The sequence below is a fragment of the Enterovibrio norvegicus genome, from assembly GCF_002876705.1.
GTDB classification, from domain to species: domain Bacteria; phylum Pseudomonadota; class Gammaproteobacteria; order Enterobacterales; family Vibrionaceae; genus Enterovibrio; species Enterovibrio norvegicus_B.
In genome coordinates this window covers 56421-72828 of record NZ_MDAG01000031.1, presented here as the reverse complement: position 1 = coordinate 72828, position 16408 = coordinate 56421, and the positions used below count along the sequence as shown (strand labels likewise).

Here is a 16408-nt window from a genome sequence, read left to right as displayed (position 1 = left end):
GCTCCAAATTCTTCTCTTCGAGAGAAACAATGTCTCTTTTTCATGAGAGGCACAGAAAAATGTCCGATGTCATCGAATGCTCTGCGACACTAGCTCAGCTGGTAGAGCGCAACCTTGCCAAGGTTGAGGTCACGAGTTCGAACCTCGTGTGTCGCTCCAAATTTCTTACAGGCTATCTTCTGTAAGCACCAACACTACGCAAATCATGTACCAGTTGAACGCAGGGTACAGCGAGTCGTTGTCAATAATGCTGTGAAGCATGAACCTCAGGCTGGATCTAGCCTATCAAAATCTGAACTATCCACCGACTTTCGTTAGTTATCTAGCGCTTGAGCACCATTTTATCGTGTTTCTCAACAGAGTTATCCACATCGCCATCCTTGTGGGTAACGTCGTTGATTAAACTATTTTAAGGCCTAATTTACAGGGTAATTGTGATTAGGTGGTGATCAGCTGAAAAATGAAGCGTTGGATAAGTTTTTCTTTTAAACCCTTGCGGTATCTGGGTTTGGAAGGTGGTCAGTTAAAAATATTGCTTTATTATCCCCAGCTTATTCACTATTTATGAATGTCGACTGAGTTTATTCACAGTATGTGTTTAACTTTATTGATGTGCATCGAATGATGCCGTACTGAAAATGTTTTCCACATTGCGCAGCAGAAGTGAATCTGTGTCTTATTTTTGATTGATGCTTGGCCGAAAAATGCTAATTCCGTCAACATTTGCACTATTCATGCGTCCCTCGGTAAGCCTTTTTGAACAATTCGTACTAACCGCTTCGTGGAAGCTGGAAGCACATCAACTGACGCATTTTGTCGACGAGAGAGCTGCTGTTCTATCGCCCAGTCAAGATGCTCATCAAGCATAGCAGAGGATCCTTTTGCTGCTTGTAAAAGATCTACGATCTCTTCGTTATAAGGCGCATTGCCCATCGCAACAGAAAGGTTCCTGCGCCATTTCTCGTGGCCTATACGGCGAATAGCGGACCCTTCCGTTTCTTTCAAAAAAGTCTTCTCATCCCAAGTAAAAAGTGTTGTCAGAGGTTGCTGAACAAGAGACGCTCTGCCGTGAAAATCTGACTCATGTGTGAGTTCAGCCTCTCGGTTGTAGGGGCAAACAAGCTGGCAGTCATCACACCCATAGATACGATTGCCGATGGCTTGTCGAAACGCCAAGGGAATTGCGCCATCAAGCTCTATGGTGAGGTAAGAAATACAGCGCCGCGCATCTATCACCCCTTCTTCAACAATGGCGTCGGTCGGGCAAGATGTCATGCAGGCAACACACTTACCGCATTGATTTTCTTTGGCTTCATCGACAGGCAGCGGCAAATCTATCAATAGTTCACCTAAGAAAAACCATGACCCCGTGCCTTCATTTAGCAAAAGCGAATGCTTACCTGTCCAACCTAGACCCGCCTTCTCTGCTAATGGACGCTCAAGAACAGGTGCTGAATCAACAAAAGGGCGATAGCCAAACTGTCCCACTTCCTGTTCGATGCGCTCGCCCAATTTTTTAAGACGGTTACGGATCAATTTATGGTAATCACGGCCAAGTGCGTATCGGCTAATGTAAGCGAGGGTTGGGTCATCCAGCGTCTTTGCGAAACCAGCATTGGGTGGGAGGTAGTCCATTCTGGCGCTGATCACGCGGATCGTTCCTTCTACTAACTCTTGCGGACGCGCGCGCATCATGCCATGACGTGCCATCCAATCCATGTCGCCATGATAGCCAGCATCCAGCCAGCGCTGGAGTTGGGCTTCATGCTGACGAAGATCAATATCAGCAATACCAATATGCTGAAAACCTAGTTCACGGCCCCATAGCCTGATATTTTCAGCAAGTTGATTAAGATTGATCGACGATGAAGATCGAGAATTAGACATAAGATCAGAACAACAAAACATGGATGACATCAGATGGTTGCCAGTTTACCACACTCGCTTTACCGATCGGATCAAGTAAGAGACGGAGAACGAAAGATCGCAGAGGATCTTGGCGTTGATATGTACACCTTGATGGAGCGAGCGGGTGCGGCTGCCTATCAATGCTTGCGTCAGCATTGGCCGACAGCAAAAACGCTGCTTATTTGCTGTGGCAATGGAAATAACGCGGGCGATGGCTATGTGATTGGTCGTCTCGCGCTACAAGCAGGCTTACATGTAACGCTTCATTCTGCTGTTGAGCCCGCTTCTCTCTCGGGGGATGCTGCTAACGCGAGAGATGCTTTTGAGCAAGCAGGCGGTGTTGTTTCCATGTCACTTGATCTTCGCGATCCGCCGGATGTGATGGTGGATGCGTTGTTTGGCACAGGATTGAGCCGCGGTATCCTCGGTGATTATGCTTCTGTGATCCAAGCGATGAACGTGATAGATGCACCGTGCTTGGCTGTCGATATTCCTTCAGGGCTTTGTGCCAACACAGGCCGTGTATTCGGTTGTGCCGTTGAAGCAGATGTGACGATTAGTTTTGTGGCGTTGAAACAAGGCATGTTCACGGGCAAGGCGCGCGATTTCGTGGGCGATGTGATGTTTGATGGCTTGGGCATTGATACGGCATTTGAAGTGGCGTTCCCTTCAGCGGTGACACGGCTCGATCAACATCGTGTAAAAGCATTTGACCTTGACCGTTCGAAAACGTCTCACAAAGGCAGTATGGGACGCGTAATGTGCATGGGTGGTCAACAGGGAATGGGCGGCGCCATATTGCTGTGTGGACAAGCTGCGCTGCGTTCTGGCGCAGGATTGGTATCGCTGCTGACGGCAGAAGCCAATATGCCTGCGATACTTGCACGTCAACCTGAACTCATGACACGACATTGGAAACGCAGCGACGGTGCAGATGTTCTCGACAACATACTGACGTGGGCAGACGTGATTGCGATTGGGCCAGGTCTCGGGCAATCCTCATGGGCACGGCAATTGTTCGACGGCGCATTAGCGACAAATTTACCCATGGTGCTTGATGCAGATGCGCTGCATTTTCTGCGTCAGTATCCTCGACGCTATGCCAATTGGGTGCTCACACCGCATCCTGGTGAGGCTGCAAAATTATTGGGGATCAGCGTCAGTTCGATTGAACGGGATCGATTTTCTGCCGTCAAAGAGTTACAGAACCAATATGGTGGTGTCGTCGTGCTTAAAGGTGCGGGCACAATCGTTTATGATGGCAGCGTTTTCACCGTGATTGATGCGGGTAACCCCGGAATGGCGTCCGGTGGGATGGGCGATGTATTGGCGGGGACGATTGCTGCCTGCATTTCTCAAACAAAACACATTGATCGTGCAGCAATTTTCGGAACTTTCCTGCACAGTCATTCGGCAGACATTGCCGTGAAACAGTTTGGAGAGCGAGGCCTGATTGCCAGTGACCTGCTTCCTTTGCTGGGAAAGAAGTTAGCATAAATGTCGATCTGTGAGCGAAGTGACTCTCAGACAACAAAGCAGTGAGAAACATGACAGAGATTTTCAACACTGAGCTTGCCGATGAGCAAGCGACGGTGGCGTTTGGTGCCGCAATCGCTGCGGCTTGTTCTGCGCAAACCACGATTTATCTACACGGCGATCTTGGTGCCGGGAAAACCACGTTTTCTCGTGGCTTCATTCAATCCTTAGGTCATTCGGGCAAAGTAAAGAGTCCGACATATACTTTGGTAGAGCCTTATCAGTTATCGACGTGGCAAGTTTATCATTTTGATTTATATCGCCTTGCTGATCCTGAAGAACTGGAATTCATGGGGATCCGTGACTATTTCACGCCGGATGCACTCTGTTTGGTTGAATGGCCGGAGAAAGGCACTGGCTTGTTGCCTGAGCCTGATCTCGATATCACATTAAAATATGACGGTGAGCAGCGAACGGTACAGGTGAAAGCCAATACCGTGGCGGGCAACGCCTTGATTGAAAAAATGGAGTGGAATTAACGGTATGCATTGGCGGGGAATGCTGGTAGGTCTACTGTGTTGGCTAGGAATGATGGCCACAGCATGGGCAAATACGCTAGAGAATGTGCGTGTTTGGCCTGCACCTGAGGAAACACGTGTTGTCATGGACATGGCGGGTACGCCAGAGTTTTCTTATTTTACGTTGACCAAACCGAATCGTCTTGTCATCGACCTGAACGGAACATCTGTCACTGCAAATTTGCCGATGGGGGTTCAAAACAGCAAGATTTTGAGTCGTGTTCGTAAAAGTAATCCGCCGAATAAAGGCACCTATCGTTTGGTCTTTGAACTCAAAGATCAAAGCACGCCGCGCATCTTTGCCTTGAAGCCTGGCGGCGAATACGGTCACCGTCTTGTGATCGATTTGCCGCACAAAATGCCAAAGAAGGTCGCAAAGCCAAAGAAGTCTGAGCCAGCAGAAGCCCAAGCGGCACTGCCATTTGGTACGGATGACATCATTATTGCCATCGACCCCGGTCACGGTGGTAATGACCCCGGTGCCGTGGGCCCTCGTCGCAAGTACGAAAAACACGTAACCTTGTCTATTTCTCGTCGGTTGGCTGCAAAAATCAATGCTGTTCCTGGCATGAAAGCGGTCATGACACGAAACGGCGATTACTTCCTCGATCTCAATAAACGCTCTGAAATCGCGCGTAAACATGGTGCGCATTTGTTGGTTTCTGTTCATGCGGATGGTTTCCACAAGCCACAGCCGCGCGGCGCATCGGTGTGGGTATTGTCCCGTCGTCGTGCGAACAGTGAAATCGGTCGATGGATTGAGAAGCATGAAGAGCAATCGAACCTTCTCGGCGGTGGTGCACTTCTCGACGACAACGAAGATGAATACCTCAGCCGTGCCGTGCTGGATTTGCAGTTCAGTAACTCGCAAAAAGAAGGCTATGACGTGGCGGTGCGTGTCCTCAAAGAGATGGGACGTGTCACTAAGTTGCACAAATCGAGCCCTGAGCACGCGAGTCTTGCTGTGTTGAAATCGCCTGACATTCCTTCATTGCTGGTGGAAGCGGGCTTTATCACAAACCCACAAGAAGAAACCTTGCTGCTGAGCTCTAATCATCAGCAAAAAATCGCCAATGCCGTGTTTAAAGGCGTGTTGGCGTATTTCGAAGATTTCCCGCCAGACGGCACCTTGATGGCCGCGCGTAAAAACGGCATCAAACATAAGGTGACGTCGGGTCAATCCTTGTCTGTGATTGCCAAAAAATACGGCAGCTCAGTCTCCGCAATCAAAGCAGCAAATGGCCTGAAGTCGAGTGGGTTGCGCGTGGGTCAGGTACTGACGGTGCCAGATGTTAACGTGAAGTCACTTGCTTCGAATGCCTCATCGGGCAATAAGTCGCCGAGTGGGAGTTCGTCATCGAACAATGCGTCAAACAGTCGTCCTTCATCCACGGTGACGCGAACGCACACTGTTGCTCGCGGTGAGTACCTTGGGAAGATTGCGGCGAAATATGACGTCACCGTGTCTAGCATCCGTAAAGCGAACAAATTACGTAAAGACGAATTGGCCGTGGGTCAAAAGCTAAAGATTGTGGGTATAAAGCCCAAAGATACTAAGCACAAAGTGAAACGTGGCGAGTATCTGGGTAAAATCGCCAGCAATTATGGTATCTCGGTAGAAAGTATCCGACGAGCCAACAAGCTGCGTTCAGACGAGTTGGCGATCGGTCAGACGTTGATTATCCCCGGGAGCTAACCAATGGCAATTCAGATATTACCGGCAAGGTTAGCGAACCAAATTGCCGCGGGTGAGGTGGTTGAAAGACCCGCGTCCGTGGTTAAAGAATTGGTGGAAAACAGTATCGATGCGGGCGCAACACGTATCGATGTCGATATTGAAAAAGGCGGCAGCAAACTTATTCGCATCCGTGACAATGGATGTGGCATCGACAAAGGCGAGTTAGAACTCGCCTTGAGTCGTCATGCAACGTCGAAAATTGCCTGCCTTGACGATCTTGAAGCCATTGTTAGCCTTGGTTTTCGCGGTGAAGCGCTCGCCAGTATCAGTTCGGTTTCTCGACTGACTCTGACATCTCGGACGGAAGCACAAACCGAAGCATGGTCTGCACATGCTGAAGGCCGTGATATGTCGGTCCAAATCAAGCCAGCAGCTCATCCCGTCGGCACCACGGTTGAAGTGGTGGATTTGTTTTTCAACACACCTGCTCGCCGAAAATTCCTTCGTACAGATAAAACAGAATTTGGCCACATTGATGAGCTGTTAAAGCGTATTGCGCTGAGCCGTTTCGATGTGGCGATTACGCTCAGACACAATGGCACCATCGTGCGCCAATACCGCATCGCGGAAAACGATGCCCAACGCGAGCGCCGACTTGCTGCTGTTTGTGGCCCGCAATTTGTCAGAACCGCTGCACAAGTTAGCTTGGAGCACCAAGGGCTGTCGCTGCACGGTTGGATTTGTACACCAGAAGGTGCACGGGCTCAAAATGACATCCAGCATTGCTTTGTTAATCAACGCATGATGAAAGACAGGCTGATTAACCATGCGATTCGACAAGGTTATGAAGCGACGCTTAAGCCTGATCAGTTTGCCGCCTATGTGTTGTACATCGACATCGATCCACATCAAGTGGACGTGAATGTGCACCCCGCGAAGCACGAAGTGCGTTTCCACCAAGCCCGTTTGGTGCATGACTTCATTTATCAAGCCGTGTCTGATGCGTTGCAACAAGTGATGGCGGAGCACTCACCATCACTGGATTTTGAGGGGAATGACGATGTCGTTGAGCCCTCGCAACTTGTGCATGCTGGCAGTAAAGAACAAGACAAAGAGCAAGATAACGTTGTCGCTGAGGATGTGCTGGCCGAACCGGTGACTTCACATTCAAAAACCGCACCGTCAGTGCCAAGTGCACGTGCCTCATCCGGCTCGTACTCTGGTGCTGTTGGTGGGCAAGACGAACAATCAGCGTGGCGTTCTTCGTCTGAGTCCAACGCGAGTGGGTATCAACGTCAATCGAGCGCGTTTTCTTCTCAAGGTGGTGGGCGTTCTTCCATGCCAGAGAAGCCATCAGCACCCTCTAAAGCAACGCAACGTGCTTACGAGGCATTGATGCAAACGCCAGAAGTGCCTGCTCAAAACGCCATTGCAGAAGCGCCAGCCGCGATGTCATTAAATGCCGTATCCGTTGGCCATACCGATGGTGGGCTAGGCAAGGCATTGACTATCGTCGCTTCCCGCTACCTGCTATTGCAGCGTGCTGAGGGTATTGCGGTGTTAGATTTGGACGTTGCCAGCCATTTACATGCATTAGGACAAATGCGTGTGGGCATGAGTGCGCCAGGTTTGAAAGCACAACCTTTGTTGATCCCACAGGCAATCCCTGCGTCGGCTGCCGAAATGGCAGTCATGTCGGAATATGATCATTTATTACAACAATTTGGTATTGTGCTTCGTCAAAAATCAGCCAGTCAGATCATGGTAATGGCAGTGTGCCAACCATTACGTAAGCACAACCTGCAATCATTGATCCCTGAACTATTCGGCTTTTTGTCGCAGCAAACGGACAGTCAAGCCTCGCTATCCCCAGATAGTCTGGCTCATTGGCTTGCAAGAAAAGCGACGCAGAAAAGTGATGCCTATGGCCTATCACAAGCAGTGACGTTGATCACTGAACTAGAACATTGCTGGCAGGGAGAACTGGCAGAGCATTATTCAACGTTGTTGCGTCTGGTTGACGTGGCAACCGCAATAGAAGCATTCGAACATGAGTAATACGCTGCCTAAAGCGATTTTTTTAATGGGGCCAACGGCATCCGGTAAAACGGATCTGGCGATCGCACTGAGACAACAGTTCCCGGTAGAGATCATTAGTGTCGACAGTGCACTGATCTATCGAGACATGAATATTGGTACTGCGAAGCCTACGGCGGAAGAATTGGCGCTTGCGCCGCACCGCCTTATTGATATTCGTGATCCATCAGAAGCGTATTCGGCAGCTGATTTTCGTGAGGACGCCCTGCGAGAAATGCAAGAGATTGTCGCAAAAGGGAGAATTCCGGTTTTGGTTGGTGGTACGATGCTTTACTTCAAAGCATTATTGGAAGGCTTATCACCTTTGCCAGCCGCGGATCCAGTGATCCGAGCTACTATTGAGCAGGAAGCCCAAGCTCATGGATGGCAAACGCTGCATGATGAACTCTGCCGTATCGATCCTGTATCAGGTGCGAGGATTCATCCTAATGATCCACAGCGATTGTCGAGAGCGCTGGAAGTTTTTCGTATTTCGGGTAAAACTCTGACTGAGTTAACCCAAACCAAAGGTGACCCGTTGCCATACGAGGTTCACCAATTTGCTATAGCCCCTAAGGAAAGGGGAGAACTACATCGTCGGATTGAGCTTCGTTTCCAGAAAATGATGGAAGCCGGGTTTGAGAAGGAGGTGCGTGCGCTTTTTGAACGTGGCGATCTGCATGCAGATATGCCATCGATTCGCTGCGTAGGTTATCGTCAGATGTGGGATTATTTGTCGGGTAGCGGCGCATTAGATGATGCTGTGTATCGTGGAGTGTGTGCCACCCGTCAGTTAGCCAAACGTCAGATTACTTGGTTGAGAAGCTGGGATGATCTTACGTGGCTTGATAGCGACAACGCTACGCTATCGTTACAAACAGTCACAAAGTGTTTGACCTGATTGCTGTTTGAGCAGGGTATACTTTGATTGTTGTAAGCGACGTTGTTGATCTTTTTTGTTGCGAAATACAACTACAAACCAATAAGGAAAATTAAAAATGGCTAAGGGGCAATCTCTACAAGACCCATTTCTGAACGCACTGCGTCGCGAGCGTGTACCGGTATCTATCTACCTCGTTAACGGTATCAAGCTTCAGGGCCAGATTGAGTCATTTGACCAGTTCGTGATCCTGCTGAAAAACACCGTGAATCAAATGGTTTACAAACATGCGATCTCTACAGTTGTACCTGCTCGCCCAGTAAATCATCATCACAATAATACTAACGAGCGTTCTCCGAACGATCGTCCGCAAGAAAAAACTGAGGAGTAACAATCCTTTGGTAAGGAGTTGATCGCTTGTTTGACCGTTACGAAGCCGGTGAACAGGCTGTTTTAGTTCATATCAACTTCACTCAAGAAGGTGAATGGGAAGATCTCAGCGAATTTGAAATGCTGGTATCGTCTGCGGGGGTGACCAAGCTGCAAACTGTAACAGGCAGCCGTCAGACCCCGCATTCCAAATACTTTGTTGGTGAAGGTAAAGCCCTCGAAATCGCAGACGCAGTCCGAATGCTCGGGGCTGAAATTGTCTTATTTAATCATTCGTTAACACCCGCACAGGAACGAAACTTAGAACGTTTGGTTCAGTGTCGAGTGCTTGACCGAACGGGTTTGATCCTCGATATCTTTGCTCAGCGAGCGCGAACGCACGAAGGTAAGTTACAAGTTGAGCTTGCTCAGCTTCGACATCTTTCTACGCGACTCATTCGTGGCTGGACGCACCTTGAACGTCAGAAAGGGGGAATTGGTTTACGTGGTCCTGGTGAAAGCCAGCTCGAAACCGATAGACGCCTATTACGTGATCGCGTTAAAGCGATTTTGCGTAGACTTGATAAGGTAGCGAAACAGCGCGAGCAGGGGCGTCGAGCACGTAACCGTGCTGAAATTCCGACGTTGTCTTTGGTGGGTTACACCAATGCTGGCAAATCAACCCTCTTTAATCGTATTACCGAAGCAGGCGTTTATGCCGCAGACCAATTGTTTGCGACACTCGACCCGACGCTTCGCAAGATTGAAGTGGAAGATGTTGGTGACACGATTCTTGCAGATACTGTGGGATTTATTCGTCACTTGCCTCATGACCTGGTTGCAGCATTTAAAGCAACGTTAAAAGAGACACAAGAAGCAACACTGTTGTTGCATGTGATCGATGCCAGCGATGATCGTTTCAGAGAAAACATTGACGCCGTCAACGTTGTTTTGGAAGAGATCGATGCTGGTGACGTCCCGACCTTGCTCGTGATGAACAAGATCGACAATATGGAAGATACTTCACCGCGTATTGAGCGTGATGAAGAAGGCGTCCCCCGTATTGTTTGGGTGTCGGCACTTGCAGATCGGGGTATAGATCTTCTTTTTGAGGCACTGACCGAGAGGCTCGCGGGGACTATGGTAAGCTATCGCTTACGTATTCCACCCGCAGCCATTGGCAGATTGCACAGTAAATTCTGTCAGTTGCGATGTATTTTGCACGAAGAATACGAGCCGGACGGAAGTTTGCTAGTCGATGTACGGTTACCTCAGACTGATTGGATGAGGCTAAAAAAACGGGAAGACAGTGATCTCGGTAACTTTATCGTTACTGAACAGACTGTTACAGTATAAAAACTATCGTCATATCATACTGATGGAGTGCTCTAATGGCGTGGAATGAGCCAGGAAACAATGGCGGTCAGGACAAAGATCCGTGGGGTAATCGCGGAGGTCGTGACCAAGGACCGCCGGACCTCGATGAGGTATTTGGCAAGCTTAGTCGTAAGCTAAGTGGTCTGTTTGGCGGCAAAGGGCCGTCTTTTGGTGGCGGCAGTGCTGCTGGTTTGGGCGCAATTGCCGTTGTGGGTGTGATCATTTGGGGTGTATCAGGCTTTTACACCATCGGTGAAGCAGAGCGTGGCGTAGTGTTGCGTTTTGGTGAGTACGACCGTGTCGTACAACCCGGTCTTAACTGGAAACCGAACTTCATTGATGAAGTCACTACTGTAAACGTAGAAGCGATCCGCTCTCTTCGTGGTTCGGGTGACATGCTAACCAAAGATGAAAACGTTGTTCGCGTTGAAATGGACGTGCAATACCGTGTCGCTGATCCACAAAAATATTTGTATTCAGTAACCAACGCAGATGACAGCTTGCGTCAAGCAACTGACTCTGCATTGCGCGCGGTGATTGGTGATGCGGTGATGGATGAAATCCTAACCACGGGTCGCCAACAAATCCGTGAACGCACTCAGGTTGAGATTAACCGTATTATCGATCGTTACGACATGGGCCTTTTGGTTGTTGACGTTAACTTCGATACTGCGCGTCCTCCTGAGCAAGTCAAAGACGCATTCGATGATGCTATCGCAGCACGAGAAGATGAAGAGCGTTTCACTCGTGAAGCAGAAGCGTACCGCAATGACATTTTGCCAAAAGCAAAAGGCCGTGCTGAACGTCTGAAGAAAGAAGCATTGGGTTACAAAGAGAAGATTGTTAACGAAGCAGAAGGTGACGTTGCTCAGTTCAACAAACTACTGCCAGAGTATCAAGCTGCTCCAGAAGTTACCCGAAACCGTCTCTACCTAGAAACGATGGAAAGCGTGTTTAGTAACACCAGTAAAGTGTTGATTGACTCTAAAGAAGGCAGCAGTAACCTGCTTTACTTGCCTTTGGATAAACTCATGAGTCAGACACCACAGCAACGTTCAACCACGGATAGCAATGCGTCTGATTACGGCATTGAGCTTGAAAGCACCACGGTTGCACCTGGTACATCTTCACCTCGCCAAACGAATCGTCAGGGGAGATATTAATTATGCGTAAACTAATAATCCCTCTCATCATCGTTTCGATTGTGGTTGGTTTGATGTCTGTGTTTGTCGTCGATGAAGGCGAGAAAGGCATTGTGATTCGTTTCGGTCGTGTACTGAAAACGGATGATGACTTGGCACGTATTTATGGTCCAGGTCTTCAATTCAAAGTGCCTTTGTTTGATCGTGTTCAATTGCTTGATGCACGTATCCAAACCATGGACGACCAATCAGACCGTTTCGTGACGTCTGAGAAAAAAGATGTGATCATCGATTCTTACGTAAAATGGCGTATTAGCGATTTTGGTCAGTACTACTTGTCGACTGGTGGTGGTAACCGACTAACAGCTGAAGCGTTATTGCAACGTAAAGTAGCCGATGGTCTTCGTGCCGAGATTGGTTCGAAAACGATTAAAGAAATCGTGTCTGAGAAGCGTGAGCAAGTCATGGCTGACGTACTGGAAGAAGCGCAAGAAAGTGCGGCTGATATCGGTATTGAAGTGATTGACCTTCGTATTAAGAAGATCAACTTGCCTGACGAAATCAGTGGCTCTATCTATGCACGTATGCGTGCAGAGCGTGAGACCGTTGCACGTCGTCACCGTTCACAAGGTCGTGAGAAAGCCGAAGTTATTCGTGCCCAAGCGGAACTTGAAGTGGCAACCGTGTTGGCTGAGTCAGAAAAAACAGCACGTGTAACACGCGGTGAAGCGGATGCTGAAGTTGCGAAGATCTACGCAACTTCGTTCAACCAAGAACCTGAGTTTTATAACTTCCTACGCTCATTGCAAGCGTATGAGAAGAGCTTTAACAACAAAGGCGACATCATGGTTGTGGATCCAAACAGTGATTTCTTCCGCTACATGAAAGAACCAAACCTTAACGTTAACTAAGACATTTAGTCGCGTTATAGAAAGACAAGGCCTTTGTGCCTTGTCTTTTTTTTATCTGTTTATTGAGGTGTGAAATGGGGAAGGAACTCATACTGGCTCTTGGGTTAGTGCTGGTGGTTGAAGGCTTGGGTCCTATGCTCATTCCGAGCAAATGGCGCGATATGGTGAGTGAGATGAGTCAGTTACCTGATGCTACGTTACGACGCATTGGTGGGTGTTTAGTCGTCGCGGGTGCAGTTATCGCATATATGATGTGGCCGTCTAAGTAAATGAAAAGAGAAAAAGTTTGTGACGGCTCGGTATTCAGCATCGCGACGACGGTTAAAAAATGACTGCAACCTTCAAATGAAGGTGCTAGAATCCCGTTTTAATCAGCAACTGACTGGAAAAGATGAGTAATAACGTAGTCGTTCTCGGCACTCAATGGGGTGACGAAGGTAAGGGTAAGATCGTCGATCTTTTAACTGAAGACGCAAATTACGTGGTTCGCTACCAAGGCGGTCACAATGCGGGTCACACTCTCGTTATCGACGGTGAAAAAACCGTTCTGCATTTGATTCCTTCTGGCATTCTTCGTAACAACGTTAAGTGCATCATCGGTAACGGTGTTGTTCTGTCTCCTGACGCATTGATGAAAGAAATGGGCGGCCTCGAAGCGCGTGGTATCCCAGTTCAAGAACGTCTGTTCCTGTCAGAAGCTTGTCCGCTAATTCTTCCATACCATATCGCTCTTGACGTTGCGCGTGAAGCTGCTCGTGGTAAGAAAGCAATCGGTACTACTGGTCGTGGTATTGGTCCTGCTTACGAAGATAAAGTTGCTCGTCGCGGTTTGCGCGTTGGTGACCTTTTCGATAAAGAAGCGTTTGCTGAGAAGCTTAAAGAAGTCATGGCATTCCATAACTTCCAGTTAGAGCATTTCTACAAAGCTGAGCCTGTTAGCTACGAAGACACGCTTGCGAAGATCATGGAACAAGCAGACGTACTGACGAGCATGGTTATCGACGTGACTCAAGAGCTTGACGACGCGCGTAAGCGTGGCGACAAGATCATGTTCGAAGGTGCACAAGGCACACTTCTGGACATCGACCACGGCACCTACCCATACGTAACGTCTTCTAACACAACCGCTGGTGGTGTAGCTGCAGGTTCTGGTTTTGGTCCACGTCACCTAGGTTACATCCTAGGTATCGCGAAAGCATACTGCACCCGTGTCGGTTCAGGTCCTTTCCCGACTGAGCTGTATGATGGCCTAGAAAAGCAAGATCCAGTGGGTAAACACCTGGGTACTGTTGGTCACGAGTTTGGCGCAACGACTGGTCGTCTTCGCCGTACTGGCTGGTTTGATGCAGTGGCAATGCGCCGCGCAGTTCAAATCAACTCTATCTCAGGCTTCTGCTTGACCAAGATGGACGTGATGGATGGCTTGGAAGAAATCAAGATCTGTACTGGCTACCAAATGGCTGATGGTACGGTTCTAGAAGTGTCTCCAATGGCTGCTGATGCGTACGAAAACGTAACACCAATCTACGAAACCGTTCCTGGTTGGAGCGAGAAGACCTTCGGTGCTAAATCAATTGAAGACCTGCCACAAGCAGCGCTTGATTACATTGCACGTATCGAAGAACTGACTGGTGTGCCAATTGACATTATTTCAACTGGCCCAGACCGTAACGAGACCATCATTAAGGTTCATCCTTTCGCGTCTTAATCGGTTAGAATTTGAAAAAACCAGCCCAAGTGGCTGGTTTTTTTTTACCCAAAGCCCTCTATACTCAGTGAAGATCCTCTTGGGAAAAATTCACCAGAAAAAAGGTAAAGTTCATCCTTGGGGTGCCGATACAAATTAGGCAAGACGACTCATATCGAACTTACTGACTTCTACAAAGTGGGAATGCATGAAACTGCGAACCTTATTTATATCACTTATGTTTGCCAGCTCTGCCGCTAAAGCAGAGATCGGGCCTGCATTGCCTGTATATGAAGATTCGCAATTGCTCCGCCTATTTGAAACCAATAGCCACCTGCAGAAAGTGAAAGCCGATGAGTGTCAGCTGCTTCAAGATATTGAAGCGCGTGCTGTTCGTGTTGAATCGCCGTCGTATCAATTTCTGTATGGTGACATGTTAGCGTGGGGCGTTTGTGTTGACCGTGATGTCGAGCAAGGCGTGTATTACATGCAGCTTGCCGCTCAGCAAGGCCTGCCAGCAGCGCTTGAACAGCTCGGGCGTTATTACACGCGCGGCACCTTAGTTCAGCAAGATAAAGAGCGCGCCATTCCCTACTTGCGTGAAGCGGCGTCGCTTGGTAATACCCGTGCAAGGTTGCAGCTTGCAGAGTTGTTGGTGAACGATTACGGCAGCCCACTCGATTACGAAGATGCGTATCGTTGGCTTTATCACACCATTACCGCCGATCGCTCAACACACCAGAAAGTGGCCATGCTCCGTCGCGCACTTGAAGACAAAATGCCGAGAAATGTCATCGCACGAGCGAAACGTCGCGATACGTATTGGTAGGGTCTTGTTGAAGGCATAGCTTCTCAGATCAGTGAAAGCCCCGCATCTTGCGGGGCTTTCTTTTACTTACAGATGAAAGGCAGTGATCATCTGTAAAGTAATCAATCAATCACTTTGTGTGGGCCGAAGCACTCATAGTGAATGCTACCTTTGCTAATGCCAGCGCCGACGAGTTGCTTGGCTACGGCTTGCATGAAACCAACTGGGCCGCAAAGGTAGAAATGACGTTGTGCATCGTCGGTTAACCCATCGACAATGCTGATGTCGATCATGCCAGCGTGGTCGTAATCTTCCGCCAAATTGTCAGTGGCTAACGGGTCGCGATACCAGACATTACGTTTTGCGCGTGGGTTTTGTTGGATAAGGTGGTTGATGTGCTCACCAAACGCATGGTGCTGACCATTTTCTGTTGCATGGATCCAGTGAATATCCGCATCATGCTTACCCGTTAGTGTTTCAAGCATGGACAGCATAGGTGTTAAGCCGACGCCGCCAGAAATGAGAGCGACAGGCGTATCCTTGCTTGCTTCTAGGAAGAAGTCACCGCTTGGAGGTGCTAGCTTCACCGCATCCCCTACGTTGAGGTGATCGTGCAAATAGTTCGACACAATGCCCTGAGGATCGCGTTTTACCGAAATTCGGTAGGTGTTGGTTTTAGGGGCGCTAGACAGGCTGTATTGGCGGATCTCTTGGTGCTCGAATTGTTCTGGGTGCAGGTAGATACCAATATACTGGCCTGGTTTGTAACCCGTTACAGGCTTGCCATCAACGGGCGCAAAAACAAAGCTTGTGATCACGTCGCTCTCTTTGGTTTTTGTCAGTAGCGTAAATTCTCGCGTGCCACGCCATCCGCCTTCCGTGCTCTCTTTGCCCTGGTAAATCTCTTCTTCTCTGGTGATAAATACGTCTGCCAAAAGGCCATAGGCTTCCGCCCACGCATCAATCACTTCTTTGCCTGGATTGAACATCTCATCGATGGTTGCAAGTAAGTTTTCACCGACAATGGCATACATCTCTGGCGTGATGTTAAAGCTCACATGTTTCTGGGCGATTTTTTCTACCACCGGTAACAGCACTTCGATGTTATCGATATTGGCAGCATAACCATGAACGGCGTTGAACAATGCTTCACGTTGAGCCCCTGTAAATTGGTTGCTCATGTTGAAGATATTCTTCAGTTCAGGGTTGTGTTTGAACATTCGATCGTAGAAGTGGGCGGTCAGTGCCGGCCCCGTTTCAGCAAGCAATGGTGCGGTCGACTTTACAATCTCAATCGTTTTTGGACTTAACATATTCGTCTCTTCTTTAAAGTTACATCTGAAATACATGTTATAAGTTGTATCTAAAATGTATGTTTAGATCAACTAAAAGTGATCTTTTCTTTTGAAGAAAGGCAAATATGATCAATGCTGAGAAAGTTGGAGAAAAAAGAAACAGTGACGAAACGCGCCTTTTACATCAGTTCAGGGTACAATGCGCCGGAGGAGATTTGAAAAC

14 protein-coding genes and 1 tRNA gene are annotated in these 16408 nt (G+C 48.5%); 13 read left to right on the top strand and 2 right to left on the bottom strand.

Annotated elements, in window-relative coordinates; translation table 11 throughout:
* Window positions 1-83: 83 nt before the first annotated feature.
* Window positions 84-159 (top strand) — tRNA-Gly (locus tag BCT27_RS16430).
* A gap of 573 nt (window positions 160-732) precedes the next feature.
* On the opposite strand, the gene queG is transcribed toward BCT27_RS16430, so the two are convergent.
* Window positions 733-1860, bottom strand: coding sequence for a tRNA epoxyqueuosine(34) reductase QueG (gene queG, locus BCT27_RS16425; RefSeq protein ID WP_157939241.1), 1128 nt, complete (start codon window positions 1858-1860; stop codon window positions 733-735).
* A 60-nt stretch (window positions 1861-1920) separates the two neighbouring features.
* Between queG and BCT27_RS16420 the strand changes: the two genes are divergently transcribed.
* The 12 genes from BCT27_RS16420 to motX all read left to right on the top strand — a co-directional run bounded on the left by BCT27_RS16420 (window position 1921) and on the right by motX (window position 14911).
* Window positions 1921-3405 carry an NAD(P)H-hydrate dehydratase gene (locus tag BCT27_RS16420; protein WP_102396273.1) on the top strand — a complete coding sequence of 495 codons (1485 nt, stop codon included), beginning with the start codon at window positions 1921-1923 and terminating at the stop codon, window positions 3403-3405.
* A gap of 50 nt (window positions 3406-3455) precedes the next feature.
* Window positions 3456-3923: a tRNA (adenosine(37)-N6)-threonylcarbamoyltransferase complex ATPase subunit type 1 TsaE gene (gene tsaE, locus BCT27_RS16415; protein WP_017014607.1), complete on the top strand. Its 468-nt coding sequence runs from the start codon at window positions 3456-3458 to the stop codon at window positions 3921-3923.
* 52 nt (window positions 3924-3975) lie between these two features.
* Window positions 3976-5658, top strand: coding sequence for an N-acetylmuramoyl-L-alanine amidase (locus BCT27_RS16410; protein WP_102396272.1), 1683 nt, complete (start codon window positions 3976-3978; stop codon window positions 5656-5658).
* A gap of 3 nt (window positions 5659-5661) precedes the next feature.
* Window positions 5662-7698, top strand: a complete 2037-nt coding sequence (mutL, locus tag BCT27_RS16405) for a DNA mismatch repair endonuclease MutL (RefSeq protein WP_102396271.1) — start codon at window positions 5662-5664, stop codon at window positions 7696-7698.
* Complete coding sequence (gene miaA / locus BCT27_RS16400) at window positions 7691-8617, top strand: tRNA (adenosine(37)-N6)-dimethylallyltransferase MiaA (RefSeq protein ID WP_102316356.1); 927 nt, start codon at window positions 7691-7693, stop codon at window positions 8615-8617. Before mutL ends, miaA begins: the two co-directional genes overlap by 8 nt.
* Window positions 8618-8714: 97 nt before the next feature.
* A complete protein-coding gene (hfq, locus tag BCT27_RS16395) occupies window positions 8715-8987 on the top strand; it encodes an RNA chaperone Hfq (protein ID WP_017008739.1) in 273 nt (90 codons plus the stop codon).
* 26 nt (window positions 8988-9013) lie between these two features.
* Window positions 9014-10321, top strand: coding sequence for a ribosome rescue GTPase HflX (gene hflX / locus BCT27_RS16390; protein WP_102316355.1), 1308 nt, complete (start codon window positions 9014-9016; stop codon window positions 10319-10321).
* A 35-nt stretch (window positions 10322-10356) separates the two neighbouring features.
* The gene (hflK, locus tag BCT27_RS16385; RefSeq protein WP_102316354.1) at window positions 10357-11505 is read left to right on the top strand and encodes an FtsH protease activity modulator HflK; all 1149 of its coding nucleotides are present in this window, start codon (window positions 10357-10359) and stop codon (window positions 11503-11505) included.
* A 2-nt stretch (window positions 11506-11507) separates the two neighbouring features.
* Window positions 11508-12395 carry a protease modulator HflC gene (gene hflC, locus BCT27_RS16380; RefSeq protein WP_102316353.1) on the top strand — a complete coding sequence of 296 codons (888 nt, stop codon included), beginning with the start codon at window positions 11508-11510 and terminating at the stop codon, window positions 12393-12395.
* Between the two features lie 74 nt (window positions 12396-12469).
* Window positions 12470-12664, top strand: a complete 195-nt coding sequence (locus tag BCT27_RS16375; RefSeq protein WP_017014612.1) for a DUF2065 domain-containing protein — start codon at window positions 12470-12472, stop codon at window positions 12662-12664.
* Between the two features lie 122 nt (window positions 12665-12786).
* The gene (locus tag BCT27_RS16370; RefSeq protein WP_102316352.1) at window positions 12787-14103 is read left to right on the top strand and encodes an adenylosuccinate synthase; all 1317 of its coding nucleotides are present in this window, start codon (window positions 12787-12789) and stop codon (window positions 14101-14103) included.
* 187 nt (window positions 14104-14290) lie between these two features.
* Complete coding sequence (gene motX, locus BCT27_RS16365; RefSeq protein WP_017008745.1) at window positions 14291-14911, top strand: flagellar protein MotX; 621 nt, start codon at window positions 14291-14293, stop codon at window positions 14909-14911.
* A gap of 101 nt (window positions 14912-15012) precedes the next feature.
* On the opposite strand, the gene hmpA is transcribed toward motX, so the two are convergent.
* On the bottom strand, window positions 15013-16203 hold the full coding sequence (hmpA, locus tag BCT27_RS16360; protein ID WP_102316351.1) for an NO-inducible flavohemoprotein: 1191 nt from the start codon (window positions 16201-16203) through the stop codon (window positions 15013-15015).
* Between the last annotated feature and the right edge of the window lie 205 nt (window positions 16204-16408).